This is a genomic window from Pseudomonas lini (assembly GCF_030812475.1).
Classification (GTDB): domain Bacteria; phylum Pseudomonadota; class Gammaproteobacteria; order Pseudomonadales; family Pseudomonadaceae; genus Aquipseudomonas; species Aquipseudomonas lini_A.
In genome coordinates this window covers 139,727-165,754 of sequence record NZ_JAUSSR010000009.1, presented here as the reverse complement: position 1 = coordinate 165,754, position 26,028 = coordinate 139,727, and the positions used below count along the sequence as shown (strand labels likewise).

At 57.2% G+C, this 26,028-nt stretch carries 22 protein-coding genes and 1 pseudogene; 6 read left to right on the top strand and 17 right to left on the bottom strand.

All coding sequences use genetic code 11. From position 1 onward, the window contains the following. Window positions 1-2: 2 nt before the first annotated feature. Window positions 3-1,280, bottom strand: coding sequence for a ribulose-bisphosphate carboxylase large subunit family protein (locus J2W17_RS18590; RefSeq protein WP_307337218.1), 1,278 nt, complete (start codon window positions 1,278-1,280; stop codon window positions 3-5). Between the two features lie 180 nt (window positions 1,281-1,460). On the opposite strand from J2W17_RS18590, the gene J2W17_RS18585 reads away from it, so the two are divergent. Continuing rightward, window positions 1,461-2,339, top strand: coding sequence for a LysR substrate-binding domain-containing protein (locus tag J2W17_RS18585; protein ID WP_307337214.1), 879 nt, complete (start codon window positions 1,461-1,463; stop codon window positions 2,337-2,339). Window positions 2,340-2,374: 35 nt separating this feature from the next. Here J2W17_RS18585 and J2W17_RS18580 read toward each other — a convergent pair whose 3' ends face one another. After that, on the bottom strand, window positions 2,375-3,142 hold the full coding sequence (locus J2W17_RS18580) for an SDR family NAD(P)-dependent oxidoreductase (RefSeq protein ID WP_307337211.1): 768 nt from the start codon (window positions 3,140-3,142) through the stop codon (window positions 2,375-2,377). 676 nt (window positions 3,143-3,818) lie between these two features. Continuing rightward, window positions 3,819-4,175: a hypothetical protein gene (locus tag J2W17_RS18575; RefSeq protein WP_307337208.1), complete on the bottom strand. Its 357-nt coding sequence runs from the start codon at window positions 4,173-4,175 to the stop codon at window positions 3,819-3,821. 605 nt (window positions 4,176-4,780) lie between these two features. Here J2W17_RS18575 and J2W17_RS18570 point away from each other — a divergent pair. Then, window positions 4,781-5,300, top strand: a pseudogene (locus J2W17_RS18570) (aldehyde dehydrogenase family protein); the annotation flags it as partial. A gap of 100 nt (window positions 5,301-5,400) precedes the next feature. Here J2W17_RS18570 and J2W17_RS18565 read toward each other — a convergent pair. Next, the gene (locus tag J2W17_RS18565; protein WP_307337204.1) at window positions 5,401-6,183 is read right to left on the bottom strand and encodes an SDR family NAD(P)-dependent oxidoreductase; all 783 of its coding nucleotides are present in this window, start codon (window positions 6,181-6,183) and stop codon (window positions 5,401-5,403) included. A gap of 117 nt (window positions 6,184-6,300) precedes the next feature. After that, on the bottom strand, window positions 6,301-7,224 hold the full coding sequence (locus J2W17_RS18560) for a LysR family transcriptional regulator (RefSeq protein ID WP_307337201.1): 924 nt from the start codon (window positions 7,222-7,224) through the stop codon (window positions 6,301-6,303). A gap of 146 nt (window positions 7,225-7,370) precedes the next feature. Between J2W17_RS18560 and J2W17_RS18555 the strand changes: the two genes are divergently transcribed. Both J2W17_RS18555 and J2W17_RS18550 read left to right on the top strand, forming a co-directional pair. Next, window positions 7,371-8,276 carry an NAD-dependent epimerase/dehydratase family protein gene (locus J2W17_RS18555; protein ID WP_307337197.1) on the top strand — a complete coding sequence of 302 codons (906 nt, stop codon included), beginning with the start codon at window positions 7,371-7,373 and terminating at the stop codon, window positions 8,274-8,276. A gap of 592 nt (window positions 8,277-8,868) precedes the next feature. Continuing rightward, the gene (locus J2W17_RS18550; RefSeq protein ID WP_307337193.1) at window positions 8,869-9,894 is read left to right on the top strand and encodes an IS110 family transposase; all 1,026 of its coding nucleotides are present in this window, start codon (window positions 8,869-8,871) and stop codon (window positions 9,892-9,894) included. A gap of 425 nt (window positions 9,895-10,319) precedes the next feature. Here J2W17_RS18550 and J2W17_RS18545 read toward each other — a convergent pair whose 3' ends face one another. From J2W17_RS18545 to J2W17_RS18510, 8 genes are all read right to left on the bottom strand, one after another. Next, the gene (locus J2W17_RS18545; RefSeq protein WP_307337188.1) at window positions 10,320-11,300 is read right to left on the bottom strand and encodes a transketolase family protein; all 981 of its coding nucleotides are present in this window, start codon (window positions 11,298-11,300) and stop codon (window positions 10,320-10,322) included. Window positions 11,301-11,303: 3 nt separating this feature from the next. Continuing rightward, a complete protein-coding gene (locus tag J2W17_RS18540; RefSeq protein WP_307337185.1) occupies window positions 11,304-12,194 on the bottom strand; it encodes a transketolase in 891 nt (296 codons plus the stop codon). Window positions 12,195-12,273: 79 nt separating this feature from the next. Further along, complete coding sequence (locus tag J2W17_RS18535; protein ID WP_307337182.1) at window positions 12,274-13,377, bottom strand: LLM class flavin-dependent oxidoreductase; 1,104 nt, start codon at window positions 13,375-13,377, stop codon at window positions 12,274-12,276. 148 nt (window positions 13,378-13,525) lie between these two features. Beyond that, the gene (locus tag J2W17_RS18530; RefSeq protein ID WP_307337180.1) at window positions 13,526-14,323 is read right to left on the bottom strand and encodes an SDR family NAD(P)-dependent oxidoreductase; all 798 of its coding nucleotides are present in this window, start codon (window positions 14,321-14,323) and stop codon (window positions 13,526-13,528) included. Between the two features lie 29 nt (window positions 14,324-14,352). Then, the gene (locus J2W17_RS18525; protein WP_307337177.1) at window positions 14,353-15,864 is read right to left on the bottom strand and encodes a sugar ABC transporter ATP-binding protein; all 1,512 of its coding nucleotides are present in this window, start codon (window positions 15,862-15,864) and stop codon (window positions 14,353-14,355) included. Window positions 15,865-15,886: 22 nt separating this feature from the next. Beyond that, on the bottom strand, window positions 15,887-16,837 hold the full coding sequence (locus tag J2W17_RS18520; RefSeq protein WP_307337175.1) for a sugar ABC transporter substrate-binding protein: 951 nt from the start codon (window positions 16,835-16,837) through the stop codon (window positions 15,887-15,889). A 59-nt stretch (window positions 16,838-16,896) separates the two neighbouring features. Beyond that, the gene (locus J2W17_RS18515; RefSeq protein ID WP_307337171.1) at window positions 16,897-17,883 is read right to left on the bottom strand and encodes an ABC transporter permease; all 987 of its coding nucleotides are present in this window, start codon (window positions 17,881-17,883) and stop codon (window positions 16,897-16,899) included. A 58-nt stretch (window positions 17,884-17,941) separates the two neighbouring features. Continuing rightward, window positions 17,942-18,457 (bottom strand): flavin reductase family protein, encoded by a 516-nt coding sequence (locus tag J2W17_RS18510; RefSeq protein ID WP_307337168.1) that lies wholly within the window; start codon window positions 18,455-18,457, stop codon window positions 17,942-17,944. A 290-nt stretch (window positions 18,458-18,747) separates the two neighbouring features. Between J2W17_RS18510 and J2W17_RS18505 the strand changes: the two genes are divergently transcribed. Then, window positions 18,748-19,674, top strand: a complete 927-nt coding sequence (locus J2W17_RS18505; RefSeq protein ID WP_307337165.1) for a LysR family transcriptional regulator — start codon at window positions 18,748-18,750, stop codon at window positions 19,672-19,674. A 17-nt stretch (window positions 19,675-19,691) separates the two neighbouring features. Here J2W17_RS18505 and J2W17_RS18500 read toward each other — a convergent pair whose 3' ends face one another. After that, on the bottom strand, window positions 19,692-21,260 hold the full coding sequence (locus tag J2W17_RS18500; RefSeq protein ID WP_307337162.1) for a xylulokinase: 1,569 nt from the start codon (window positions 21,258-21,260) through the stop codon (window positions 19,692-19,694). A gap of 229 nt (window positions 21,261-21,489) precedes the next feature. Here J2W17_RS18500 and J2W17_RS18495 point away from each other — a divergent pair, with 229 nt between their 5' ends. Continuing rightward, on the top strand, window positions 21,490-22,494 hold the full coding sequence (locus tag J2W17_RS18495) for a zinc-binding dehydrogenase (RefSeq protein WP_307337159.1): 1,005 nt from the start codon (window positions 21,490-21,492) through the stop codon (window positions 22,492-22,494). Between the two features lie 84 nt (window positions 22,495-22,578). Here J2W17_RS18495 and J2W17_RS18490 read toward each other — a convergent pair whose 3' ends face one another. The 3 genes from J2W17_RS18490 to J2W17_RS18480 all read right to left on the bottom strand — a co-directional run bounded on the left by J2W17_RS18490 (window position 22,579) and on the right by J2W17_RS18480 (window position 25,946). After that, complete coding sequence (locus J2W17_RS18490) at window positions 22,579-23,259, bottom strand: GntR family transcriptional regulator (protein ID WP_307337155.1); 681 nt, start codon at window positions 23,257-23,259, stop codon at window positions 22,579-22,581. A gap of 127 nt (window positions 23,260-23,386) precedes the next feature. After that, on the bottom strand, window positions 23,387-24,442 hold the full coding sequence (locus tag J2W17_RS18485; RefSeq protein ID WP_307337152.1) for an ABC transporter permease: 1,056 nt from the start codon (window positions 24,440-24,442) through the stop codon (window positions 23,387-23,389). Further along, window positions 24,435-25,946 (bottom strand): sugar ABC transporter ATP-binding protein, encoded by a 1,512-nt coding sequence (locus tag J2W17_RS18480; protein WP_307337147.1) that lies wholly within the window; start codon window positions 25,944-25,946, stop codon window positions 24,435-24,437. Before J2W17_RS18480 ends, J2W17_RS18485 begins: the two co-directional genes overlap by 8 nt. Window positions 25,947-26,028 lie beyond the last annotated feature (82 nt).

Here is a 26,028-nt window from a genome sequence, read left to right as displayed (position 1 = left end):
AGTTACACGCCTCCGAATTTTTGCAAGGCGGCGGATAAAGCAGGTTTACCCTCTGCATAGTGCTCCAACGGTACGTTTTGGACGGCGGCCTCCCATCCTTCACGCATGCTTTGCACACCAGCCGCAATACCCAACGGATGGCCGATGATACCGCCACCGGCGAGGTGCATGAGATCGACGGACTTCAGCTTGTTGAACAGTACTGGCGCCTGTGCTGCCCATTGACCGGAGGAAAACACCGGCATCAAAGGTTGTATGCCAGCGAACGGTGCCAGGCAGCTTTTAGCAGATGAAATGACAGAATCGTCCGGTTCCCAGAATTTGCTTTGAATCCCATTGACATGGAGATGATCAATTCCGGCCAGTCGCCAAATCTTTTGATAGACCTCAAACGAGAAACCGAGTTGAGGGTAGCGGGTTAACGCACCCCAGCCGGCACGATGACCATGGATCGGGAGCTGTGCATGCTTGCGGATGTGCTCGACCGCAGAATGACCGACCCAGTTCAGGCAAAGCATCACGCATGTGCCGCCCGCCGCCAACACAGCATCTTGCCGGCGTAACATTTCGTCGATGCTGCCGGAGATGTTGATCGCGTACATTGGCATGCGACCCAGCCGGTCAGCATGCTTATGAAGGATCGGCATCACAGCCTTCAAGCGTGCGTCAAACGAGGCATAAGTAGGATCGATGAGCAACTCATCGTCTTTGAGGAAATCAATGCCACCTGTGCAGAGTTCATCGGCCACAGATGCAGTTTGCTCTGGTGTTAACCCAATGCTAGGTTTGATGATGGTGCCGATAATGGGACGGTCATGCACACCACATAAAGCCCTCGTGCCCTCTATACCAAATCGTGGCCCTTGGAACCCAGCTGCAAATCGCTCAGGAAGTTCCAGGTCAAGAATTCGGAGACCGCTTACTTCGCCGATTTCAAAAAGATTACCGGCAATAGTAGTCAACAAGGCGGGAATGTTATTCCCGATGTTGGCCGTTGGAAAAGCGATGGCAACTTCCCCACGGTAATACTTATCAGAAGGGTTACGCCTGGATAAGAATTCGCTATAAAGCGATGCACCTGTAGTTTCTGGAAGAGGATCGATGGATACAACACGCGCGCGGGAGCGCTCATTGAGCTCTGCCGATTCACCTGGAAGAGAAATGAAGGTGCCGCTCGACTGCTCACCTGCGATCACCTCACTCACCCGCTCAATGGGGTAGCTGCTCTCCACAAAAAAGCGGGCAGAAAACTCCTCTCGCCCGGCCTTGAGATCGACCATGATGGTTGCCTCGACTTTAGTTGTTATTGTGAATCTGCTCGGTTTTTTCCTAAGCAGTTTCAAACCAATATACATTGACCCCACACCGATCCAATCGATATGATTTCCGGCGAGCGTGAGTAAAACTCACACTAACCACTGAGGCCAACGAGAGCGCTTCGCCTTCGGAGAGGTATTGGAATGTCATCACCCGCCAGGCCTTCGCTCAATGCCCTGAGGGCGTTTGAGATGATCGCGCGCAAAGGAACTTTTAGTGATGCGGCAGACGCGCTATGCGTAACTCATGGCGCTATCAGCCGACACATCCGAAGCCTGGAGGACTCGTTAGGTGTCGTTCTTCTCACTCGGAATGCCCACGGCACCAGGCTTACACCTGAGGGGGCCAGACTTGCAGCTGGGCTAAGCAGGGCGTTCGCTCTAATCCAGGAAAGCATTGACGAGGTTCGCCCACGCCCCCTGGAGCTTTCTTGTTCTGCGTCGATCATGATGCACTGGCTGCTGCCTCGGCTGGCAAAACTTCACAGTAGTTTTCCCACCATGGAATTGGGTCTAAGAACGGGGCACGGCCCAATTGACTTCGCTCAGGAGGGAGTTAGTGTCGCGATACGACTGGATAGCATTGAACCCCCTCCAGGTATCGAGCCTATAGCGCTTACCAATGAATGGGTGGGAGCTATTTGTTCGCCTGATTACCTCGCTACTTCAGGTGTTCGAGACGTGAGCGACCTCAGCAAAGAGCGACTATTGACCACCAAAACCCGGCCTCAGGCCTGGAAAGACTGGTACTCATCGCTACAGGTAGATGCAAGTGACTTACTGGAGATGGAGTTTTTTGAACACTTTTATCTGTTGATACAAGCGGCCAAGGTGGGACTGGGATTTGCCTGCGTACCCCGCATGCTGGTTGAGGCGGAGCTTGAGAGTGGCGCACTGGTAGCACCTTTTGGCTTCGTTCAAGGCGCGGCCAAGCTGGTTTTGTGGGTCTCTCCCAACGCGAGGTTGCGGTCTGACACTGCAGATCTCGAAAAGTGGATCAGGAAGGAAATGTCTGACAGTTGAACGAGCGCCCTAATGGGCGCTCGCGATGACGGCGATTAAAGATCACCCGCACCCCATGCGAGGAATCCACCGTCAACTGGCAACACGATGCCATTCACATAAGCTGCTACATCAGACGCAAGATAACTCACCGCACCTGCGATCTCTTGAGTAGTTCCGTATCGCTTGGCCGGGATGGCATTGCTGTATGCCTGGCGGAAAGCATCGCTGTGTAGCTCTTTGGTCATGGGGGTATCAACCGGCCCAGGGGCAATAGCATTAGCCGTGATGCCAAACTCATTCAGCTCTACCGCCATCTGTCGGGTCATTGCGATCACCGCACCTTTGGAGGTGCCATAGGCAGTTCGCCCTTTACCCACCGCCCGCATTCCTGCAACGGAAGCAATATTGATGATCCTGCCAAAACCATTTTTACGCATGATACGTGCGGCTAGCTGGCAGCACATGAATGTACCAGTGACGTTGATGAGCATCGTTTTGTTGAAGACGTCCAGGTCGAAGTCCAGAAACGGCATAGTTTTGGCGATACCTGCCGAGTTTACCAAAACATCACAGCGGCCAAACTCTCTCTCAATCCAGGAAAACGCATCAGAGACAGAGTCCAGCGCTCCAACGTCCATCTGGCAGGCATCAGCTGTAAAGCCCTCTTCCCGAAGGTGTCGTGAGAACCGCTCCGATTCTTGCGCGTTGATGTCGCAAATTACGACGTGGTGACCGTCTTTTGCCAATGAAGTGGCAGCTTCAGCTCCAATGCCCATCGCACCGCCCGTGACTACCGCGACTTTTTTATCTGCGTACTTCATCGAAACCCTCTCTTGTTATGATCGCCAAAGGCTTATCGGATCTTTCAAGGCTAGAGCTGCAGAAGGTGCTATGCAAACGATAAAAACTCGCGAAGGCGTGCTGAAAGCTCACACAATGTTGGCGCTGATGCGATTGACCCAGGGGCCGGAAATAATTGACCCACCCGAATACTCAGTAAACGATGTCTTTGCGCGGGATTTCAGAGACCGAATTCAGGCCAGTCAAAATCAGCAGCCTGGGTCAAAGTCATGTCAGCGCCAACACACATGCTTTGAAATCCGTTTCGCTTTACTTGGTAAACGCTTGGAGCGCCTCACAGCCCTGATCACTGCATAAAGCAGAACCGTGCTGGAGCCATTGATACATCCATGCGTCCAGGTGAAGTGTGACCAGCGTGAGTGACTCAATCACCGCCCACTCGGTTTCGAATGTCGCTGGATTAGGCTGTAACTGCGCCGGAATACTAAATCGCTTAATGCCAATTTGCCGTACTGCAAAACAAACTGAGCCGTTACGGTTTGTGTATATTTGATAACCGCAAGCTTGACGCTAAAAACCAGTCACCTCATCCCATTATTACGCCCTTAAAAAACCGAGCCCGAGGCAACTCATGTTGTCCCCGGGCTCAGATCCTGCGCATGGTAGAGAGGCATATCGAAATCTTCACTGATTAGCTCAAAGAGTGAGGAATTCCATTCCCTTAGAAAAGTAAGGGTGACAGCTATCGAGAGTGGTTTGGGTTTCCGCTCGCTCATAAGATTTCGGCCATACCTTGACATCAGGGATGGCATGCGCAAGGTCAGCTAGGGCAATCCGAAGCTGTTCATGCACGAGATCTACGTCCGGGAGACCTTGGATGTTGCCTTCAAGCCCGTAAGGCAGGGGATTCAGTGAGCTGCTACAAGGTTGCTGAACCAGCAGATCAAGAAAGTCCTTTTCCGATGCTACACCAGGCTTGATCTCACCCCCTTCGAATCTCGCCTTGATTTCCGCCACAACATTCTTGTCTACGAAAATATTGGTACCGGCCAAGCAATAGATCAACGGGAGCCACCCGTCATCCACCAAGCAAATGCTTTCGTTCTTAATCGACGGATCAATCTGCAGAATTCTACTGACCCAAGTGCCTACCGGAGGTACTTCAGGATTAGAAGTGTTGCTTCCCACATCACGCGCCCACTGATCTCTACGGACAGAGGCTCACCCTTTTGATACTTGAACCAGTCGTCCAAAGTGAGGGGTTTGGCGGTAACCTCTCCTAACACAACGTCATTGCAAAGTCCGACTTTTAACTCGCCTCAACTCAGGCACGAGCACTACCGGAGAGCCTGCTCACCACGTTGAGTGGTTTCTCGGCTCTTCGTTGACATTGCTGCTCTCTTAGTCGGTTGGGTTGACGTTTTTTGCGAAATGCAGACGCACCTATCCATGAGCGGTGGCCCTTGAGAGTAAGTTTCGCCAGCCGTCGCAGGTTCTGTACCGCGGCAGTCAGCGTGACGCCACGTATTCGCAAGCGATCCACTTTCAGGATGCGCGTGAGACCCAAGTCTTTTCTTTCAGCAGGTAACTCACCTAGCCCCCAACCAATCAGGTTCAGGTCCCTGAGCGGTTCTTAACAGCTCATACCGCTGTGCCGGTTCCGCGTCTGGAGTGCCAGCCCCGTTGCACAACGTTCGCAATTGTTGATCTCCCCGGCTCAGGTATTGCGCGACATCGCCGAAAAAATGGCCAGCATGATCACCCAGGAAATGGGTAAGCCGATCACTCAGGCACGCGGTGAAATTGAAAAGTGCGCGCAGTTTGCGAGTGATCGCCGATCCACGCATGCCGCAGTGACCGTCACCGGCAGCGTGCGCGCCGGTATCGCCATTGTTGCCCATACCGGTGCGGCCATGAAGCAGTGCGTGCTGGAACTGGGTGGGTCGGACCCCTTCATCGTGCTCAACGATGCCGACCTGGACGAAGCGGTCAAAGCCGCCGTGATTGGCCGTTACCCCGACCAACTGGAAACCGGTGGCGTGTTTATCAATGGCTACTGCGCCAGCGACCCGCGCGTCACCTTTCGCGGCGTGAAGAAAAGTTTTTGGCCGCGAACTGTCGCATTTCGGGGGACGCGATTTTTGCAATGCCCAGACGGTGTGGCTGGATCGGAACTGATTGTGCTTCAACCTGGCTGGCTCAGCCAGCGCCATCCAATGTGGGAGCAACTGTCATGATGGTTTTTATTTTGAAGGCTTTTCAGAAGACAAACGGGAACTCACAGTATCGATCGGATGGTCCCGCCTTCTATACGCATGGCCATGCCATTGAGCGCTGGTGATGCGGCCAGGTGCAGGACACTGCAGGCCACTTCATCGGGCTCGATCATGCGCCTGATCAGGGACGTCGGTTCGGTCTCGTCAAAATAATCGTCCACCACCTGTTGCGCCGTGATGCCCTTCTCGGTTGCGATTTCCCGGTGGTAGCGTTTGACCGCTTCGGTGGAGGTCGGCCCGGGCAGAATCGAGTTGACCCGCACGGCCGTGCCTTTGGTCAATTCTGCCAGTGCTCTGGAGATACCCAGCAGACAGGTTTTCATCGCGCCATAGTGCACCATCCACGGCTGTGGCTTGACGGCGGACTCACTGCTGATAAAGACGATCGATCCCTTCCCGCGATTGAGCATCTCCTTCATGACCACGCGCGTCATGCGCACGCCGCTCATGACATTGACGTTGAAGTAATGAAACCACTGGGCATCGTCCGTTTCGAAAAAGTCCCGGACCTCGAATATCCCGACGTTATTGATCAGGAAATCGATTGGGCCAAACTCAAGCGCCAACGCTACCAGACGCTCCGCCGCCCCCTCTTGGGTCAGATCGGCAACCAGCCCCTTACTGCAATTACCCAGCTCCTCGACGGCCGCGTTAACCTCCTCCGCCAAAAGCCCGCTGATGACCACGTTGGCACCTTCGAGGATGAAGCGCTGGGCGATGGCCTTGCCAATGCCCGTAGCCCCGCCGGTGATCAGCGCGGTTTTTCCAGTCAGTTGATAATCCATGAGCGCCGCCTTTTCTGTTGTTATGCGCACAATCATGCCCCAGGCCCGGGCAGACGACTTTCAAGGATTGCCGAAGACTGATTCAGCAAAAATCCGAAGGCGGATACTTGACTGCCGTCACGACGAAGTCAGCTGCGGCCCGATCCGCTCCAGCAGAAAATCAATGAACACCCGCACGCGATGGGGCAGTTGCTGACCCGGACCGATAAACACAGCGTGAATCGCCTCGGTTTCACCACTGTCGTATTGCTCCAGCAGCGGCACCAGGCGTCCCGACTCGATATCGGCATGGATATGAAAGCTCGCCAGTCGGGCAATCCCTAATCCTGCCAATGCCGATTGGCGCATGCTCTCGCCATCACTGAGCAAGACGTTGCCTTTGGGCTCGATCTCGATCCGTTGACCTTCGGGGCTACGAAAAACCCAGGCCTGGAATTGACGGTGAAAACCAAAGCTGAGCCGGTTATGCCGTTTCAAATCATCCAGGGTATTCGGCTTGCCGAATCGCGCGATATAGCCCGGCGAAGCGACCGTGATCATTGGGCTCTCGCCCAGGCGCCTCTGAACCAGGCTCGATTCCCTCATCGGGCCGGTACGGATCGCGACATCCGCGCGTCGCTCCAGAAGATCCACGACAGTGTCGGTCAACTCCACGTTCAGGGTGATGTCCGGAAACGCCGCGAGAAAATCAGGCAACAGGGGGAGCAGGCAATGCAGGCCGAACGGAAGGTTGGCATTGACCTGAATCAGCCCGCTGGGCTTGGTTACGTTGGCGATATCACGCTCGGCGGAGTCTATTAGTTCAAGAATCCGCAGGCATTCATTGTTGAACCGCTCGCCTTCGGCCGTGAGTTCCAGACGCCGGGTGGATCGATGCAGCAAGCGAGCCCCCAAACGCGTCTCCATGCGGGCAATCAACTTGCTGACCGCCGAGGGCGACATGTCCAGTTGTCTGGCGGCTTCAGAAAAGGTGCCAGCGTTGACGACACGGGTGAAGACTTCCATTTCGCCAGAACGGTTAATGTCTTTGATATTTAGCATGAACTGAATTCACAGATACTTGTAGTTACAGCAGTCTAGCTCATATACAGACCAGATCGTATTGTGAATGGATTCCTTGACGGGAATGCCTACGTCTTGGTCCGAATAAAGGCCAGGCATCAATCAAGAACGAGGGAGACAAACCATTGAAAATTTTCGTTACCGGCGTGACCGGTTACATCGGCGGTTCCGTGGCCAAATACCTGGTAGATGCGGGTCATGAAGTCAGTGGTCTGCTGCGTAACCCGGAACAACGCAGTGCCTTGCAGGCATTGGGTATCACCCCTGTGCTCGGCACCCTGGATGACGCCTTTATACTCAGTGAACAGGCGCGTGCCGCCGACGTGGTCGTCAACGCGGCCAACTCAGATCATCGGGCCTCTGTAGAAACCTTCATCAGCGCCTTGAGCGGCAGCGGAAAAGTGCTGCTGCACACCTCCGGTTCGAGTGTTGTCGGCGACGATGCTCGCGGTGCTTATGAGCGTGCCGAGATCTTCACCGACGAGACGCCATTCACCCCTATGGACATCCGCAAGGACCGTGTTGAAATCAATCAGACCGTGCGCCGCGCAGGGGTTGAACAAGGTATTCGCAGCATCGTGTTCTGCCCGACCATGATCTACGGTGAGTCGTTGGGTTTGCCGGCCAAAAGCGACCAATTGCCCAAGCTGTTTGCTCAATCGCGCAAGTATGGCGCCGGGGCTTACATGGGGGCCGGGGTGCATCGTTGGTCCAATGTGCACATCGAGGACCTGGCGGAGTTGTATCGCCTGGCTATCGAAAAGGCTCCTTCGGCTTCGTTGTTTTTTGCTGAAAACGGCGAGGCATCGTTTTTGGAGATCGCCACGTCCATCAGCAAATCACTTGGCTTTAGCGGTGATATTCAAAGCTGGCCGGCTGATGAGGCGATTGCGGAGCTTGGGGATTGGGCGCGTTTTGCTATCGGCTCCAACAGCCGCGTACGGGCGGTAAATGCCCGGACGTTGCTGGGTTGGGCGCCAAAGCGGGAATCGATTTTGCAGTGGATCGAGACGAGTGGGGTGCGGTGGTAATAGCCGACCACTGTCGTCAAGCTGTGTTTTGGGGGGGCATATCCGTTTTTTTGGTCCATTTGAAAACCACCGCCTCCCTGTAGGAGGCGGCTTGCCTGCGAAGAACTCAAATGAACAATGGCTATCCTGTTGAAACGCGTCATCGTGGACGTCCTTCGCTGGCAAGTCAGCTCCTACAGAAAAAGGCCGGTGTGCACCCGCCGCTTCCACCACTCAAGGCCGAGCGTTAGCTCACCTGCAGCTTTTAATTTTGACGCCCCACCTCGTACAGCTCACGGAGCAGGTGCGGAGCGAGGCACCGAACGAACGGGGCAAGAACCCTTGGTTGCTCCTCGAACAGGCCTTATATATAAATGCAACCGGGTAGCAATGTTTGAAAAGCAGGTAGCCAGTGTGGGCGAGACCACACATAAGGGCGAAACCATAGGCCGCCGTGACCGCCGCAACGAATATGCACACAATCAAAAAGCTTGATCAGCGCTTCAAAGCCCACCTCCAGAATTCTCACTTCGGTGAGCTAATGAGATGGTCACCCCCACACCCTGCGAGGGCTACGCTTTCGCAGGGTGTTTTGTTTTCGGAGGCCATCATCATGATCCAGTCAGCACTGATCGGTATCGATCTCGGCAAACATAATTTCCACCTTCACGGCCAGGATAAATCAGGCCGCGAGGTGTTTCGCAAGAAGCTCTCTCGGGCGCAGATGATGCAGCTTTTCGGTAACGTGCCGAGTTGTGTCGTTGTGATGGAAGCCTGTGCCGGGGCGCATTTTGTCGCTCGTCAGCTAGCGGCAATGGGACACACGGCCAAGCTGATTTCCCCGCAGTTCGTTAAGCCTTTCGTCAAAGGCAACAAAAATGATTTCGTCGACGCTGAAGCGATCTGTGAAGCGGCTTCCCGTCCATCTATGCGCTTTGTGACGCCTAAAACCGAGTCCCAGCAAACCCTGTCTGTTCTGCGTCGGATGCGCGAATCGTTGGTGCATGACCGCACAAAAACGGCTAATCAGATGCACGGTTTCCTACTGGAATTTGGCGTCAGCCTGCCCAGAGGCCTGACAATTATGAAACGTTTGACAAATGTCTTGGCCGAGCACGAGTTGCCCGTTCGTTTGACGGTGTTGTTACAACGTCTGCACGATCACTTGGTCTACCTGGATGAGCAAATCAGGGCGCTGGATAAAGAGCTGTCGAGCCAACTGGCCGACGATGATCTTGGTAGTCGCTTGCTGAGCATGCCATGTGTCGGCCCGATCACCGCCAGCCTGCTGGCTGTGGAAATGGGTGATGCTAAGCAGTACCGGTGCAGTCGCGATTTTGCCGCCTCAGTGGGCCTGGTGCCCAGGCAGTACAGCACGGGCGGTAAGGCGAATTTGCTCGGGATCAGCAAGCGGGGTGACAAGCACCTGCGACAACTGTTGGTGCAATGTTCCAGGGTCTATATGCAGAGGCTGGAGCATCAGAAAGGGGCACTGGCTGACTGGGTTCGAGCCTTGCTCAGTCGACGACATTCGAATGTCGTGGCCTGTGCCCTGGCTAACAAACTGGCACGTATCGCTTGGGCGATCGCGACTCACCATACGCAATATGAAGCAGGGCCAGACGCCTTGAACGCCTGACCCTGCAGTTGTTGCAGTACCACGATTCACCCTTCAGGTTTTGCGATAGCTGAACAACGGATGACGTGAACGGCCTACCGGCCTGGCGAAGATCCTGGCATAAAAATCGGCTTTAGAAGCCGATGGGCTTTTTAGGATCGTCAGGCGCGACTCTCATCGTGGCGCTGGGGCATGCCCAAACAGACGCCGGATAGATTTAAGCAAACCAACCACACCATCCGTTAATCAGTATTGCAAAAATGGGGGTGACCATAGATTTTATGCCCCCCCCCCCAGAAAAATCACACGCAAAAAAAAACGTGCAACCAGGGTGTTCTTCAATGAACATCCTGGTTGCACGTGCAGGCCCATTAAGCCTGAAAAGGATCAATCAAAGGCGCCCTGCAGCACGACGCCCCGACCAGTCACTGAATGAAACAATGGAATCAACCAAGCACTTCCAGCGCCACGCTTTCGATCCCGGCGGCGTCAAGCCGGTAGTGCCGGTAAAGATGGGTCGGTGGCGCAATCAGACTGTACTCATCGTAAAGACCATGACGCCGTACCTTGACGCCGATGCCCTCCTCCGCAATCACCTCACACACCGCCCCGCCCAGTCCGCCAATGATGTTGTGCTCCTCAACAGTGAGAATCGCCCGGCTGTTGCGCGCGGCCGTCAGTACCGCCTCGCGGTCCAGCGGTTTAATAGTGGTCATGTCGATCACACCCACCGAACGCCCTGCTGCATTCAAGGCACGTGCCGCCTCAAGGGCCGGATGAACCGTGGAACCGGTGGCTATAATCGTCAGTTCACCGCCCGTCAGGTGGACGGTGGCTTTGCCGAAGACAAATTCAGGAACGGTTTCATACACCACTGGATCACGCCCGCGCTGGATACGGAAGTAGATCGGTTGCGGGTAGTTGGCCGAGGCGAGAATGGCCGCCTTGAGCTGATTGCCATCCGCCGGCGCGACGACCGTGATGTCGGCGATCGAACGCATGATCGCCAGATCTTCGGTGGCGTGGTGCGACGTGCCGTAGAACCCCAGGGAAATCCCGGCGTGATGGCCGATCAGGCGTACCGGCAGCGCCGAGTACGCCACGTCCATGCGAATTTGTTCGCAGCACAGCAACGGCAGAAAAGAGGCAAACGTTGCCACGAAAGGCTTCATGCCCACCGCGGCCATTCCGGCCGCGGCGGACACCATGTTCTGTTCGGAAATGCCGAATTGCACAAAGCGCTCAGGATGCAGCCGCGCAAATTTCGACAGGCCGTTGGAGTACTGCAGGTCGGCGGTGCCGGCGACAATCGGCTCGCCCTGCTCGACCAGTTCGATCAGGGCATCGGACAAGGCATTCAAGCTGGGTGTCTGGCTGTTCAGTTCCCGGTACTGCCAGGAGTTGTTCGACAGAGGTGCGGTATTCATGAGTTAAATCACCTTGCTTTTGATTTCGTCGATAGCACGTTGCGCGTCTTCGGGATCGAGATAACCGAGGTGCCAGCCCGGCTCGGTTTCCATGTAGGAAACACCTTTGCCCTTGACCGTATTGGCGATGATGCAGACCGGGCGGGTGCGGGAGGTATCGGCCTTGAGGCGACGCAAAAGGCGGGTCACAGCAGCCAGGTCATGCCCGTCAACCACGTGGGTTTCCCAGCCGAACGCGATCCACTTGTCCGCCAGTGGCTCGATGCCGATGACGTCGTCGACATTACCGTCGAGCTGGTAGCCATTGCGGTCGATGATCGCCACCAGGTTCGCGGTTTTATGATGGGCCGCTCCCAGTGCCGCCTCCCAGACCTGGCCTTCTTGCATCTCACCGTCACCGAGCATGACGTAGGTGGTGAACGACTTGCCCAGCATCCGCCCGGCCAGGGCCATGCCCAGTCCGCCGGAGAGCGCGTGACCGATGGACCCGGATGAGAAATCCACACCGGGAACTTTGCGCATATCGGGGTGATCGCCCAGCGGGTTACCGAGGCGCGTGTAGTTGTCGAGGATCTCTTTCTCGAAGAAGCCCCACTCCACCAGCACCGGAAACAGCCCGACCGCCGCATGCCCCTTGCCCATCATGAAACGGTCGCGATCCGGCCACTTCGGCTCGGCAAACCGCAGGTCCATAACGTCGTAATACAGCGCGGCGAACAGCTCGGCGGCGGAGAACACCGAGGTGTAGTGGCCGACCTTGGCGATCTCGATCAGGCGAATGGTTTCCAGGCGAATGAACTGCGCCTTTTCACGCAGCCGGGCCAGTTCCTTGTCGGTCAGTTGAAAATCGCGATCAGCGCTGTCGCGCACTTCTTGCCTTGTCAAATCAGTCATGTGTCGTGTCCAGGCGCATTACCAGAGTTTCGGCCGCATCCGCGATGCGACCGCACATAAGCCCAACGCAATCGGGCGATTACTGCGCTTTCAAGCGTGGTGTCATGTAGTCGTTGAGGCGCGGCATGACCTGCTGCGCGGTCAATTCCATCGAACGCCGCCAGAGGGCTTCGTCGTCCCACTCGTGGAACGTGGTCATCAAGGTGCCGAACGGCCCGGTCTGTTCACTGAACGCGACCAGTTGCTCGGTGACCGAATTGACATCGCCGTAAATCACCATTTCCTTGATGCAATGATCGACCGTCACTTCCTCGTCGGTCATGTCGGGGCGGGTCTTGAAGATCTTGGTGTAGTGGTTAGTCGCGAGGTTATCGATCATGTAGTCGAAGTAGCGGCGCAGGGTGCAGCTCTCCTGCGCCAGATAGTCTTCAGCCTGGGCCTGGGAGTCGGCGACAAAAACCGAACGGGCCACGCGCCAGTTGTTCGCATCGGCCTTGATACCCGCACTCTCGGCGCCCTGGCAGTAAGCCTGCCAGTGGGACGCCACGGTCGCTGTCGGGTTGAAGTTGGCAGACATCAGGTCCCAATCCTTGGCGCCGGCCAGTTTCGCGGTTCCGGAAAAAGGACTCATCGCCGTGGTTGCCACCCGTGGGAAAGGTTTCTGGAAGGGTGTCGGCATGTAGCCGATTTCCAGCTCGTGGTGCACCGCGTCCTTGAGGCTGACCTGATAGTGCTCGGAGGCAAACTCGTAGGGCGCAGTCGAGTTCCAGATGGCACGGATCATCTCGTAGCATTCGACCATCATCTGCCCGCGGTCCTTGCCGTTGCTGCCGTACACCTCGAAGTCGGACGCCAGCCCACCCGGGCCGATCCCCATGATGAAGCGCCCCTTGGACATGTGATCGAACATCGCGGCATCGGCGGCGATACGCGCCGGAAAATGATGCGGCAGATTCAGCACGCCGGTGCACAGTTTCATGCGCCTTGTCAGCGGAATCAGGCTGGAAAGAAACTGCAAGGCATTGGTGATCGGCTCAGTGCGCTGCGAGGTGTGCTCACCGACCCACAGCTCATCGAAACCGACGCTGTCGGCATGCACGGCACAGGCAATATCCTGATCGTACATCTCGTGATAGTCCCAGCCCTTGTGGTGTAGCGGCTGCATGAACATGGCAAGTTTCATGTCGTTCTCCTGCTGTTTTCAGTGACCGGTGCGCTACGCCATTCAAGGCGCAACCCACCGTTTGCATGACGAGCGCTCGTTTCGCAGGCGTGCCAATGCCGGCGCTGCAAGTCGCAACGTTCAAGGAATGCGTTAACTATCCGGGGCCTTAACTGCCGTGCAGCAACCAGCCGCCGTCCACCAGCAAATCGACGCCTGTCACGTAGGACGACAGGGGCGAAACCAGGAACAGCACCGCGTTGGCAATCTCATAAGGTTCTGCCGGTCGGCCCAGGGCGATGTTGTGCAACACGTTGTTCTGCCGGTGTTGCTCAAGCAGCTCCGGCTCCAGATTGCCTGGGGTCGCCGTCAACCCGGGAGAGACCGAGTTGACGCGAATGTTGAAGGCGCTCAGGTCTTTGGCCAGGCTTCGGGTCATGGCCAACACCGCGCCCTTGGACGCGTCGTAGGTGCAGTGATTGGCCATCGGTCGATGCCCGCAAATGGACGACAGATTGACAATCGCACCGGCGCTCGCCTGCTTGCGCATCTGCCGTTGTGCCGCCTGCGCCCCCAGAAACACCGCGCGGGTATTAATGACATGCAGCCCGTCCCAGAAACCCTCGTCGATGTCATCGATAGGCTTCAACGGATAGACACCCGCGTTGTTGATCCAGATATCGACACGGCCATAGCGCTCGACAGCCGTGTCCAGCAGTCGCTGGATCTCGGCTGGGCGACTGACATCGGTGGCCTGGAACGAAACGGCGAAACCGGCCTTCACCAATTCCTCGCTACGCTCCGGTGCCAGACTCCCGATCAGCACGTTGGCCCCGGCCTCGGCCAGACGCTGGCTGACGGCAAAACCGATGCCGCTGCCACCTCCGGTGACGACGGCGGTCTTGCCGGATAAGTCGAGCAATCCGACGAAGGGTTGATAAGGCAAGGCCTGATACGACGCAGACATGTTTGCAGCTCCTCGGTTAGCGTCCGTCATCACGCGGTGGCCAGGGTCATGATGGCGTCGGGGGCAATGTGCGGCCGCTGCAAGATGCCCTGGGAACACCCGCGCGCCATGACCATCACCCTGTGGGACAGGCCAATGACTTCTTCCAGGTCGGAACTCACGACAATCACCGATACGCCGGTTTTCGCCAGGTCGATGATCAGCTCGTAAATCGCTGCGCGAGCGCCCATGTCGATGCCTCGGGTCGGCTCATCAAGAATGATCACTTTGGGATTGCGTGCGATCCATTTCGCGATGACTACCTTCTGCTGATTCCCCCCCGACAATTTGTCGAGCATCTGCCCCGCCGCGCCCTTGATTCCCAACGTCGCAATGCGTTCATGGGCGAACGCCAATACCCGCTGATTGGCCATGACGCCGCAGGAACTCAGGCTATCGAGATTGCAGTAGGCGAGGTTTTCGGCAATGGTCTGGCCAAGCACCACGCCTTCGGACTTGCGATCTTCGGGAATCAGCACCACCCCGGCGCGGATAGCCGCCAGGACGTTATTGGCGGGCAGGTGCTGACCGCCCAGCGTCACCTTGCCGGCACTCAGCGCACTCAACCCGGCAATCGCCTGAACCAGCTCCGTGCGACCGGCGCCGACGATTCCGGCAATGCCAAACACTTCGCCTGTCTTCACCGAAAAGGACACATCGTGGAAGCGCCCGGCCTTGTCCGACAGGTGTTCCACGCTCAACACCACATCGTCCCGAGGCGCCGGCAGCTGCGGAAACAATCGGTCGATCGAGCGCCCCACCATCTGCGCCACCAGCACGCTGACCTCGGCATTGCCGCTCTCGTGACGGGCAATCAAGTGGCCGTCACGCATGACCACGACCTTGTCGGCGATCCTGGCGATCTCGTCCATCCGATGGCTGATGTAGATAAACGACACACCCTCTTTTTTCAGCTCCTCGATTTGCTTGAACAGCAGGTCGGTTTCGTCCTTGCCCAGTGCTGCGGTGGGCTCGTCGAGAATCAGCAACCGCGAGTTGAGCGTCAACGCACGCGCGATTTCCACGAGTTGCTGGGCAGCGATTTTCAGCTGTCGAACCGGCGTGTCCGGTGAAATATCCAGGCCCAGCCGACGCAGTTGTTTCTCGGTTTCGCGGTACATTTTCTTGCGATCGATCATCCCGTCGCGCGTCGGCAAATGACCGAGGAAAACGTTCTCCGCCACACTCAGGTCCGGCAGCAGGTGGATCTCTTGATGGATCATGTTGATGCCCAAGGCAATGGCTGCTCCGGGACCCGCCGGCGCATAGGCTTCCCCTGCGAGAAACATCGTGCCTTTGGACGGTGCCTGCGCCCCGGCGACGATCGAGGAAAAGGTTGATTTACCCGCGCCGTTCTCCCCCAGCAACGCCACCACTTCGCCGTAACCGATGTCGAGGCTGATGTCGTCCAGCACCCTCACCGAATTGAACGACTTACCGATGCCGACGGCCCTGAACAAAGGCGCCTGAGCGGTTTGGCCCGAGACTTCAATCGCATTCATGACGTGCCCTCCTTCGCCGGTCTCAAGGATGCTGTTCAAGGAAAGTCGCCACGTTTTCCCGGGTGGTGACGAAGGCCGGCAGCAGCTGGGTCTTGGTCACCTGTTTGCCTTGTTGCAGATCCACGGCGGTGCGCAATGCGTTACGGCCCATTTCCACCGCCTGTTGGGTGATGGTCATGTCCAGCTTGCCGTCACGAATGGCCTCCAGCGCGGAGGGCAAACCGTCATAGCCGAATACCCAGACCTTGTGATCGATGTTGGCGACCTTGACCGCCTGAGCCGCACCGAGCGCCGGCGCATCGGAGCGACCGATGAACACGTTGATCTTCGGGTTCTTTTGCAGCATGTCCTGAGCGACCTTGAAGCCGTTGTCCTGCAGCCAGTCAGTGGGCTTTTTGTCGACGACTTTCATCTCCGGCGCTTCGGACAACACGGCCTCCAGGCCTTTGGCTCGGGCAATTTCAGTCGAGTCGCCCAAGGTGCCCTGGAGCAAGCCGATTTCAGCCTTGCCACCGGTCAGCTTGATCATCTGTCGGGCCAGTTCTCCCGCCGCGGCCAGGTTGTCGGTGGAGATATAGGCGTCGCACTCGACGTTTTTCGGAAAGTTGTCGATGCAGATCACCGGCACACCTTGCTGGCGCGCGAGCCGCACCGGGACCGCCGAGGCGGCGCTGCCGGTGGCGGTGTAGAGCAGCACATCAATGCCCTTGCTCAACATGTCCTGAATCTGACTGACCTGCCGCGCCGGATCGGCCTGTGCATCGGCGACCAGCACATTCTTGATGCCGAGGGTCTTGGCCTGCTCCATGACGCCGTCACGAACCATCAGATAGAACACCCATTGCAGGCTCGGGATCGACATCCCGACGGTCATTTCATTCGCAGGTTTACTTTGTGCGTGCGCGGCACCAGACATCAGGCAGGCCAGGAGCGGTAGCCACAGATAACGCACAGGGAGAGCGGACAGGTTCATGTTTTTATCCTTTTTATTCTGTGTTGAAGGGAGCCTTGCGACAGCGCAGACACTCGGGTTCAGTCAGTCTTGCGCTTGAGCAAATCGAGCATCACCGCGAAGGCAATCACCGCACCGATGACCACTTGCTGGACGAAAGGTGAAATGCCGGCCAGGTTCAAGCCGTTACGCAAAACGCCAATGATCAATACCCCGACAATCGTGCCGACCACGCTCCCGGCGCCGCCCTTGAGGCTGCCGCCACCGATCACCACGGCGGCAATCACATCCAGCTCATAACCAACACCCGCGCCGGCGCCGGCGGTGTCCAGGCGCGAGGTCATGATGATTCCGCCCAAAGCTGCGCAAATACCGGAAATGATGTAGACCGCGCTGGTGTAGGCGTTGACCCGGATGCCAGCGAGCTTGGCCACCTTGCTGCTGCCGCCAATGGCATACAGGCTGCGACCGGGCACCGTGAACTTGAGAACGAACCAGAACACCAGGGCCAGCACGACAAAGCAGGTCACGGTCAGGGAGAGCACGCCGCCGTAACGAATCACCGAAAGGTTGCTGAACCATTCGGGGAAGCCACTGACCTGCGCGCCATCCGTGACCATGTAGGCCAAGCCCCGCGCGATGGACATCATCGCCAGCGTCGCAATGAACGACGGCAAGCCCGCCTTGACCACCAGCAACGCCGTGGTTGAGCCACACGCAGCACCGGCGGCCATGGCCCCGAGCATCGCCACCCACATCGGCAGGCCGAGCACCTGTTCCAGCCAGCTCATGACCATGATCGCAACCGCCAGCACCGCACCCACCGACAGGTCGATACCGCCGATAAGAATCACCAGGGTCATGCCCAGCGCCATGATGCCTAGCACAGTGACTTGATCCAGTACATTGAGCAGGTTGCTCAACGTCAGAAAACTATCGGTGAAGAGGGTTAATACCGTGCACAACAACAAAAGGCCGATCATCGGACCTGCGACATTAGTTTCTAGGCCGATCCACTTCGGAATCGACCCGGATATGCCTGACTTCACCAGCAACTGATTACTCATACCCATATCCACTTCTTATTTAATTGTTATAAGACTCGAGCACTGCGCAACAAATGAATTAACGACTCAACTCCCTGTAACGGCCGCCCATGTACAAAAGCGGTTCGTCCATGGGTTGCGTGATGACATCGATGACGTTGCCGATAATGACGGTATGGGTGCCGTGTTCGATCTCCTGGACCACTTCGCAAAATATCGCCGCCTGCGCGTCGGTCAAGTAACGAATACCGTGAACACCGGTCTTCCACTGGCCCTCGACAAAGCGTCGCTCGCGCAGGTCGGGCTGGCTGAAAATCTTGCAGATCGCTTCGTGCCGGTTCTGCAGCATGTTCACGCAGAACAGCCCGGATCGCTTGATCACAGGCGAGGCGCTGGCGGTTCTGTTGATGCAGATCAGGGCCGAGGCCGGGTCCATCGACACCGAAGAAAAAGCGGTCGCGGCAAGACCGTGGGGATGACCATCATCATCGAGTGTGGTGATCAGGGTTATAGAGGAGGCAAAGCGGCCCATTGCCATTTTGAACTGACCCGCCAGGTCTATCGAAGGGGCGGCCTCTTGATATTGAACACGCATACATGAACCCTCTTTTTTATTGTGACTCACAAGCACTGGCATTCATTATTAACAATCGCCTGTACTTTTCTATTCGATTTTAAAAAATTGACTCTTCACTATTTCTGAAAGATGAACCGAACAACAAACACATTTGAATTACCTTCACAGCTGGCTTCTAATGCCCGGCCTAAAGCGGTTTGCCCGCCATTCACCCAAGTGCCTGAATTTTTGCCAATATAGTATTTGCTGAATAATTGGCTAATACTTTGCAGACAATAAAAAAGCAACTTGCGCGAGACGTAATTACCATGGTTGATCGATTACAGGACATGCGGCTGTTTCGCCTGGTCGTTCAGACGGGGTCGCTTTCAACGGCGGGTCGGCAAATGGGTCTGTCGCCAGCGGCCATGAGTGGCCGCCTCAAGGCGATGGAGGAGTTCTATGGTTTGCGGCTGCTCAAACGCAACACCCGCAGCTTGAGCCCCACCGCCGAAGGGCAGTTGCTGTTTGAGAATGCCCTGAAGATTCTGGAAGAGGTCGACGCCCTCGACAGCATCATCAAAAACGGCCAGAGCGATCTGCTGGGGACCATCGGCCTGACCTGCCCTACCGACCTGGGTCGGCAGTGGATCAGCCAAATGGTCGATGCCTTCATCAGCGAAAACCCGCACGTCAGCATCCGCCTGTTTTTCACCGACCGGATACTGGACTTTGTCGAGTCCGGCTCGGACATCGCGATCCGTTTCGGCGACCTCCCGGACAGCTCACTGATCGCCCGTTCGCTTGGCGTCGATCGCCAAATTCTTTGCTGTTCTGCGCAGTACCTTGAGCAACACGGCGCGCCGCTCAGCCCTGAAGACCTGCACCATCACAATTGCCTGGTGCAACTGCGTGCCGACTTCGCGCTGGACCGCTGGAAGTTCATGAACAAGGGCGTGTCGACCACGATTCAGGTCAAGGGCAATCGGCTGGCCAATGACGGTTTCACCCTGCGTCAATGGGCGGTTCAAGGGTTGGGGATTATCTGGAAGTCGGGCTGGGAGGTGGCGGAAGATATTCAGGCCAAACGCCTGGTGCCGCTGCTTGAAGAGTATCAATGCCCGACCACCGGTTTTCATCTGCTCACCGAGGGCGGTAAGAAACTGCCGTTACGGGTCAAATCCTTCGTCGATTTTGCCGTGCATTACTTCAAGAACCTTGACACACCGTCGCGCTACCTGCTGCCCCCGCCCTAGCGTCGAGGCTCTGGCGATCAGGGAAGCCCGACCGATTGCAGTTCGTCGAATACCGGCTTGAGGCTTTTCAGCATCTGCTCATAAGCCTTGCGCATGCCCGCATAGAATTGATGTTTCGAGGCGTCCGGCAGTGTCACGGCCTCAATCGGTTTTTGCCAGTCGATGGCCGTCTGTTGCAAATCCGCGAAAACGCCTGCGCCCTTGCCGGCGAGCATTGCAGCACCCAGCACGCCGTACTCGGCGGCGGGTAGTTTGCGATAAGGCACGCCCAGCACGTCCGCCTTGATCTGGCTGAACAACGGACTACAGGAACCGCCGCCCAGACTGAAGACACCGCTGTCGTCGACGGCGACCTTCATGTCCCGCATGCACCCTAGAAAACGCGCATATTCGTACGCAATCGACTCCATCATCGCTCGGTACTGGTCGGTACGGTCATGCATCCAGTCGAGGCCGACGAAGGCTCCCGCCAAGGTCGCATCGAACGGCGCATGGCGCCCGCCCAGGTGCGGCAGGAACAACAGTTTGTTGCGCTCGGACAATGGTGCCGAGGCCTGTTTCTCCAGTCGCCGGCATTCGCTGTCATCCAGGCCGAACCTGTTGAAGCTGATGCCTGCACCACCGACATAGGCCACCGAGTAAAAGAGCTCGGGCAGGCAATGCCTGAATGTCGTGAGGGTCTTGTGTTGTGTGTCGACCGCGTAATGATCGAGCACGGTTGCCAGCACCGAGCCGGTGCCGGCAATGTCGAGCAGTTGTCCGGGTTTGAAGGTCGCGGCACCAAGCAACGACGCGGCGATATCCCCGCTGCCGGCGAAAATCGGCGTACCGGCCAACAGTCCGCAAACACCGGCAGCGTTCGCAGAAACCGCGCCTATTTGATCCCAGGGTTTGACCAGCTTAGGCAGTCGATCGACATCCAGCTTGAATTCATCGATGAGAGAAGTGTTCCATGCCATCGTGCGACTGTCGGCAAAGCTGTTGAAACCCAGATAGGTGTAATCCATGAACGCGTCATCGCTGGGTAACTGTGCCATGCGCCCGGCCACGTAAGCCGCCGGCATGATGATTTTGCTGATCTTGCGATAGATCGCGGGCTGTTGCTCGCACCAGTACAGCCATTTCGCCGCGTGATTGGCGCCGGCCGGCCCGCCTGAGCTTTCAATGATCTGTTGCTCGTAGGCCTTGAGCCGGGACACCTGGCCTGCACAGCGCATATCCAGCCAGGAGTCATAGGGCGTTACCGCTTGCCAATCCCTGCCGATGGTTGAAATCCCGGCCATTTGTCCGCACATGGCGATGCCGACAATGTCCGCGACGTGGAGATCGCCAGCGCTCAGCACATCGTTAATGGCCAACAACACCGACGTATACATCTGCTCCGGGTCTTGCTCGAACACCTGGCGTGACGGGTTCAACAACTGCGTGGGACGACTGGCCGCTGCGAGGCTGCGGCCGTCTTCATCGAGCACAACCACTCGAGTACTCGAAGTGCCCATGTCCACCCCAACCAGCAATGCTCGACTCTTCAAAGACAGGTACTCGCACAAAAAACGCTGAGGGTTATGGGCACAGAATACAGTCATCAAACAGCACTGAAACAATGCCATCGACATTAATTTCCAGCGCCCGCCCGTGACTGCGGATACGTTGGACGATTATTGATTTTTGTTCACAACACCTTTGCGCAATCAAGTGTTCTGCTCCGCTTTGCTGGCAAGGATACTGCCTTTCTCAAGGGTGGTGCTTCGTTCACTGCTCAACACTTTCCGCCGGATTGAATCAGCTTCGATCCGGTCTTCATGAGGACGCACTATGCTCGCTGATTTCGCCGCCTGGTCCTGGACTTCGGGTAAAGGTATCGACGGTCTGGAACTGATCCGCAAACCGCTGGTGCAACCCGGCCGTGGGGAAGTATTGGTGGCTAACCGCGCACTGGCGCTGAATCCGGTGGACTGGAAAATCATTGAATGGGGCCACCCCGCCTGGAACACCGGCCGCGTGCCCGGCGTCGATGGCATGGGAGTGGTCGTTGCATCAGGTGTCGGTGTGTCGATCAAGCCAGGCACTCGCGTGGCGTATCACCAGTCACTGGAGCGCGATGGCAGTTTTGCCGAATTCTGTTTGCTCGATGCCGCTACCGTGCTGACGGTGCCGGCCGCTCTGGATGACACTGTCGCAGCGTCGTTGCCCTGCCCCGGCCTGACCGCCTGGCAGGCCTTGGACAAAGTGCCGATGATCGGCCCGAGCGATGTGTTGGTCGTCGGGGCCGGTGGTGCGGTCGGTCTGCTGTTGGTACAAATGGCCGTCCAACGTGGCTATCGCGTGTGGGCCACTGCAGCCACAAAACATCACGAGAATTTGAAGACGCTGGGGGTCGTTGGTGTATTCGATTACCGGGACGGCAACTGGCAGAAAACCCTGCAAGCGCATCTTGGCGAGCGCCGATTGAAGGCAGTGTTCGACACCGTCAGCGCCGCTCATGCTGCCAGTCTGGCCCCGCTGCTGGGCTACAACGGGCATTTGGTGTGTATTCAGGATCGTCAGGAAACAGCCCCGCTGCCGGCTTTCAGTACCGCGATTTCCTTGCATGAGGTGGCACTCAACAGTTTCCATGCCCACGCCAGCCTGAGCGATCGGCAGTCGCTGCGCCAAGCCGGCGAACGTCTGCTCGAAGACGTGCTCGCCGGCAGCCTGAACGTCCCCAAGCGCCAGAACTTCGACTTCTACAACCTGCCGCAGGCGTTGCATGCCCTCAAGCAAGGTGGCGACGGTGGCAAATGGGTAGCCCGGCTGGAGGGCTCGAACCAGGTCGAATAGCCAACCGTAAAAACCACATCGCCCGAGGCTCCTGGAGTGGAGCTCGGGCGACAGGTTCAGCGCAATCGCGCAGCGGCGTTGTGACTACGCCTCAGCCAGGTTTTCCTTTTTTTCCAGCCATTCGATCATCAACTCGCCCCAGGCGATATCCGCCTGCAAGGCGTCTTTGGCTTTGGTCGAGTCACGAGTACGCAAACCTTCCAGCACTTCAAAGTGCTTGTGCTTGGCACTGGCCAGTTCCCGCTTGGGCACCTCGGCGTGGAACCGGCTCAGCAGTGGCCCCATGATGACCCACATGTTTTCCAGGGTTTTCGATACCACAGGCATGCGCGCCGCCGAGATCAAACCGAAGTGGAACTCCCGGTTGAGCAACGCGGCCTGTCGGTAATCGACCGTGACCGCCTTCTGGAACGCGTCCTGAATGGCTTCGAGTTTCGCCAGTTCCGGTTGGGTGATCCGCTGCGCCGCAACGCCTGCCGCTTCACCTTCCAGCAGATGACGGATCAACTGGATTTCCCGCAATTGACTGACCGTCAGCTCCGGCACGTAGATCGAAGTGGCCGCCTTCATGTCCAGCGCATGATCGCTGACCAGGCGGAAAATAGCTTCCCGCACGGGAGTGATCGAGACGCCGAATTCCTCGGCCAATGTGCTGATGCGCAGCCGATCCCCGGGTTGATATTGCCCGTCCATCAATGCGGTACGGATGATGGAATAGACCCGTTCGCTCAAGTTGCCTTTATCAATGGGCTTATGCACGGTCACTATGACTCGGTCTCCATGGTCGATTACTGTGCGTCGGGCGACAGACTTGTGAATCCATCGACCTGTAACGTCGAAAACGCATCATACATCATCAAAATACGCCTGCCACTCCACCCGACGGATCTCCTTAAATGCGCGCATCCCGGCGACCAACGCCTTGCAGCAGCACCGCGATGACGATAATCGCGCCTTTGATGATTTGCTGCGGATAGGCCGGCACACTCAACAGGTTCATGATATTGCCGATCAGCCCCAACACCAGCACGCCGACGACGGTGTAAAAAATCGTACCTTTGCCACCGGACAACAACGCGCCTCCGATAACGCAAGCGGCGATCGCGTCCAGTTCAAGCGCCATGCCCGCACTGGGTGTTGCCACCCCCGAACGCGAGGCAATCACCACTCCGGCCAATGCCGCCAGGCCACCGCAAATACCATACGCGGCGAGTTTGTAGCGCTCTACCGGAATCCCGGCCAGGCGCACCGCTGTTTCGTTGCTGCCGCTGGCAATGGTCAGGCGACCATAAGCGTTGTAGCGCAGGATCAAGGCAAACACGACCGTCACCAACACCGCCAGCCACACTGGCCACGGGATGCCCAGCACGCCATCGGCCAGCCGGCCGAAATCACGCAGCAATTGGGCACTGACCAACCTGTCATCCAGACGTTGTGGCTGGCCGTTGGACAGGATGAACGCCAAGCCACGGGCGACCGTCATCATTGCCAGCGTTGCGATAAAAGGCGCCATGCGAAAGTAGGCGATAAAAGTGCCCGTCACCAGGCCCATCAGGACACCTGCCGCCACCGCAATCGCTACGGCGAGCAGCAACCCGAGACTGCCTTCGACCGGCAGCACATTCAGCGTCATGGCAACCACGATGCCGCCCACTGCCGCGACCGACGCCACAGACAAATCGATCCCCGCCGTGAGGATCACGATCAGCATGCCGACGCTGACCAGCAGCAACGGTGTCAATTGGCGCAACAGATTGCCGATATTCTGGTAGGTGAAGAAGTCCGCCGACAGCACGCTCGCGACGATGATCAGTATCACCAGCATCACCAGCGCGTTGTGTTGCAGAAACAGCCGTTGCAGCGAACGTCGGTCAGCCCGGCCCCCGTCGGCGCGATTGTGTTCCTGCAGAAGCTCAGCCGTGGCCAGCTTGGAATTAGGGTTACTCATGGTGCTCGACTCCCATTGCCAGGCATATCATTTGCTGTTCTTTAATGCGCTCGCCGGCAAGTTCGCCGGCAATCGCGCCTTCGCGCATCACCAGCACGCGATCACACATGCCGATGATTTCAATCATTTCCGAAGAGACCATGATGATCGCAACGCCTTGTTCGGCGAGGTCATTGATCACCCGGTAGATTTCGGTTTTGGCCCCGACATCGACCCCGCGGGTCGGCTCGTCGAGGATCAACACACGGCAGCCCGCATCGACCCATTTCATCAGGGCGACTTTTTGTTGATTACCGCCTGAAAGGTCGCCGACCAACTGCTCGATCGAGTGTGTCTTGACCGCCAGTTGCTGGCGCAAGGCTTCGATTCCCCGGGTTTCCCGACCACTGGCAATCCAGCCCATACGTCCGGTGTAGGGACTGTCGGGGCGCAGCGCGCCGTTGACCCTGATCGACATTTCCAGCAGCACGCCTTGCTGCTTGCGGTCCTCAGGCAACAGGCCGATGCCATTGGCAATCGCTTCACGGGGGGTGCGGTTATGGATCTCTCGCCCTTCGAGATAAAGGCTGCCGGAGGTTTTCCGGTCCGCGCCGAAAATCGCCCGCATGGTTTCAGTACGTCCGGCGCCCACCAGCCCACAAAAACCCAGCACCTCCCCCGCTCGGACCTCAAAACTGACATCGCGCACCAGACGTCCGGCATTCAGTTGCTCAACCTTGAGCAAGACCTCGCCAAGCTGTTTGTTGCGCGGAGGAAATAGGTCGCTGAGCTCTCGACCGATCATCATTTCGATCAGGCCACGCTCGGTAATGTCGGCCAGTTCCAGCGTGCCCACCGTCTTGCCGTCCTTGAGCACCGTCGCGCGATTGCAAATGCGGAATATTTCATCCATGCGGTGCGAGACGTAGACAATACAGGCGCCTTTGCGGCGCAACTCATCAAGGATTTTGAACAGCTTCTCGGCCTCATGAGAGGTCAGCACCGCCGTTGGTTCATCGAAAACCAGCACCGACGAATTACGCGACAGCGCCTTGCAGATCTCCACCGCCTGCTGATACGCCACCGGCAAACTGCCGACGGGCTGGCGCACATCGATATCGCTGAAACCCAGTTCATCGAGAACCGCCCGGGCCTTTTTGCGCATCGTCGCCCATTGCACGAAACCCTTGCTCTTCCCCAGGTCATCGATGCAGATGTTCTCCGCCACCGACAAATGCGGGGCCAGGGCAAACTCCTGGTAGATGATCGAAATACCCAGTTTCAAGGCATCGCCAGGGTTGCGAATATCGACTTTTTCGCCGTTCAGGCTGACCCCGCCCGTATCGCGCACATAGGCGCCGGACAGGATCTTCATCAAGGTTGACTTGCCGGCGCCGTTCTCACCCATCAGCGCGTGAATTTCCCCTGCTCTTGCCGAGAAACTCGCATTGTTCAGCGCGCTGATACCGCCGAATTTCTTTGAGATGTCGTGCATCTCTACGGCAGGTTTGTGCATCGCATTCATACTGTTCACCGTCTATAAGCCGTCAACGTTCGAACTGTAACCACCGACAAAAAAGCGGTGGTCACAGGCCGGTTCACTCTCG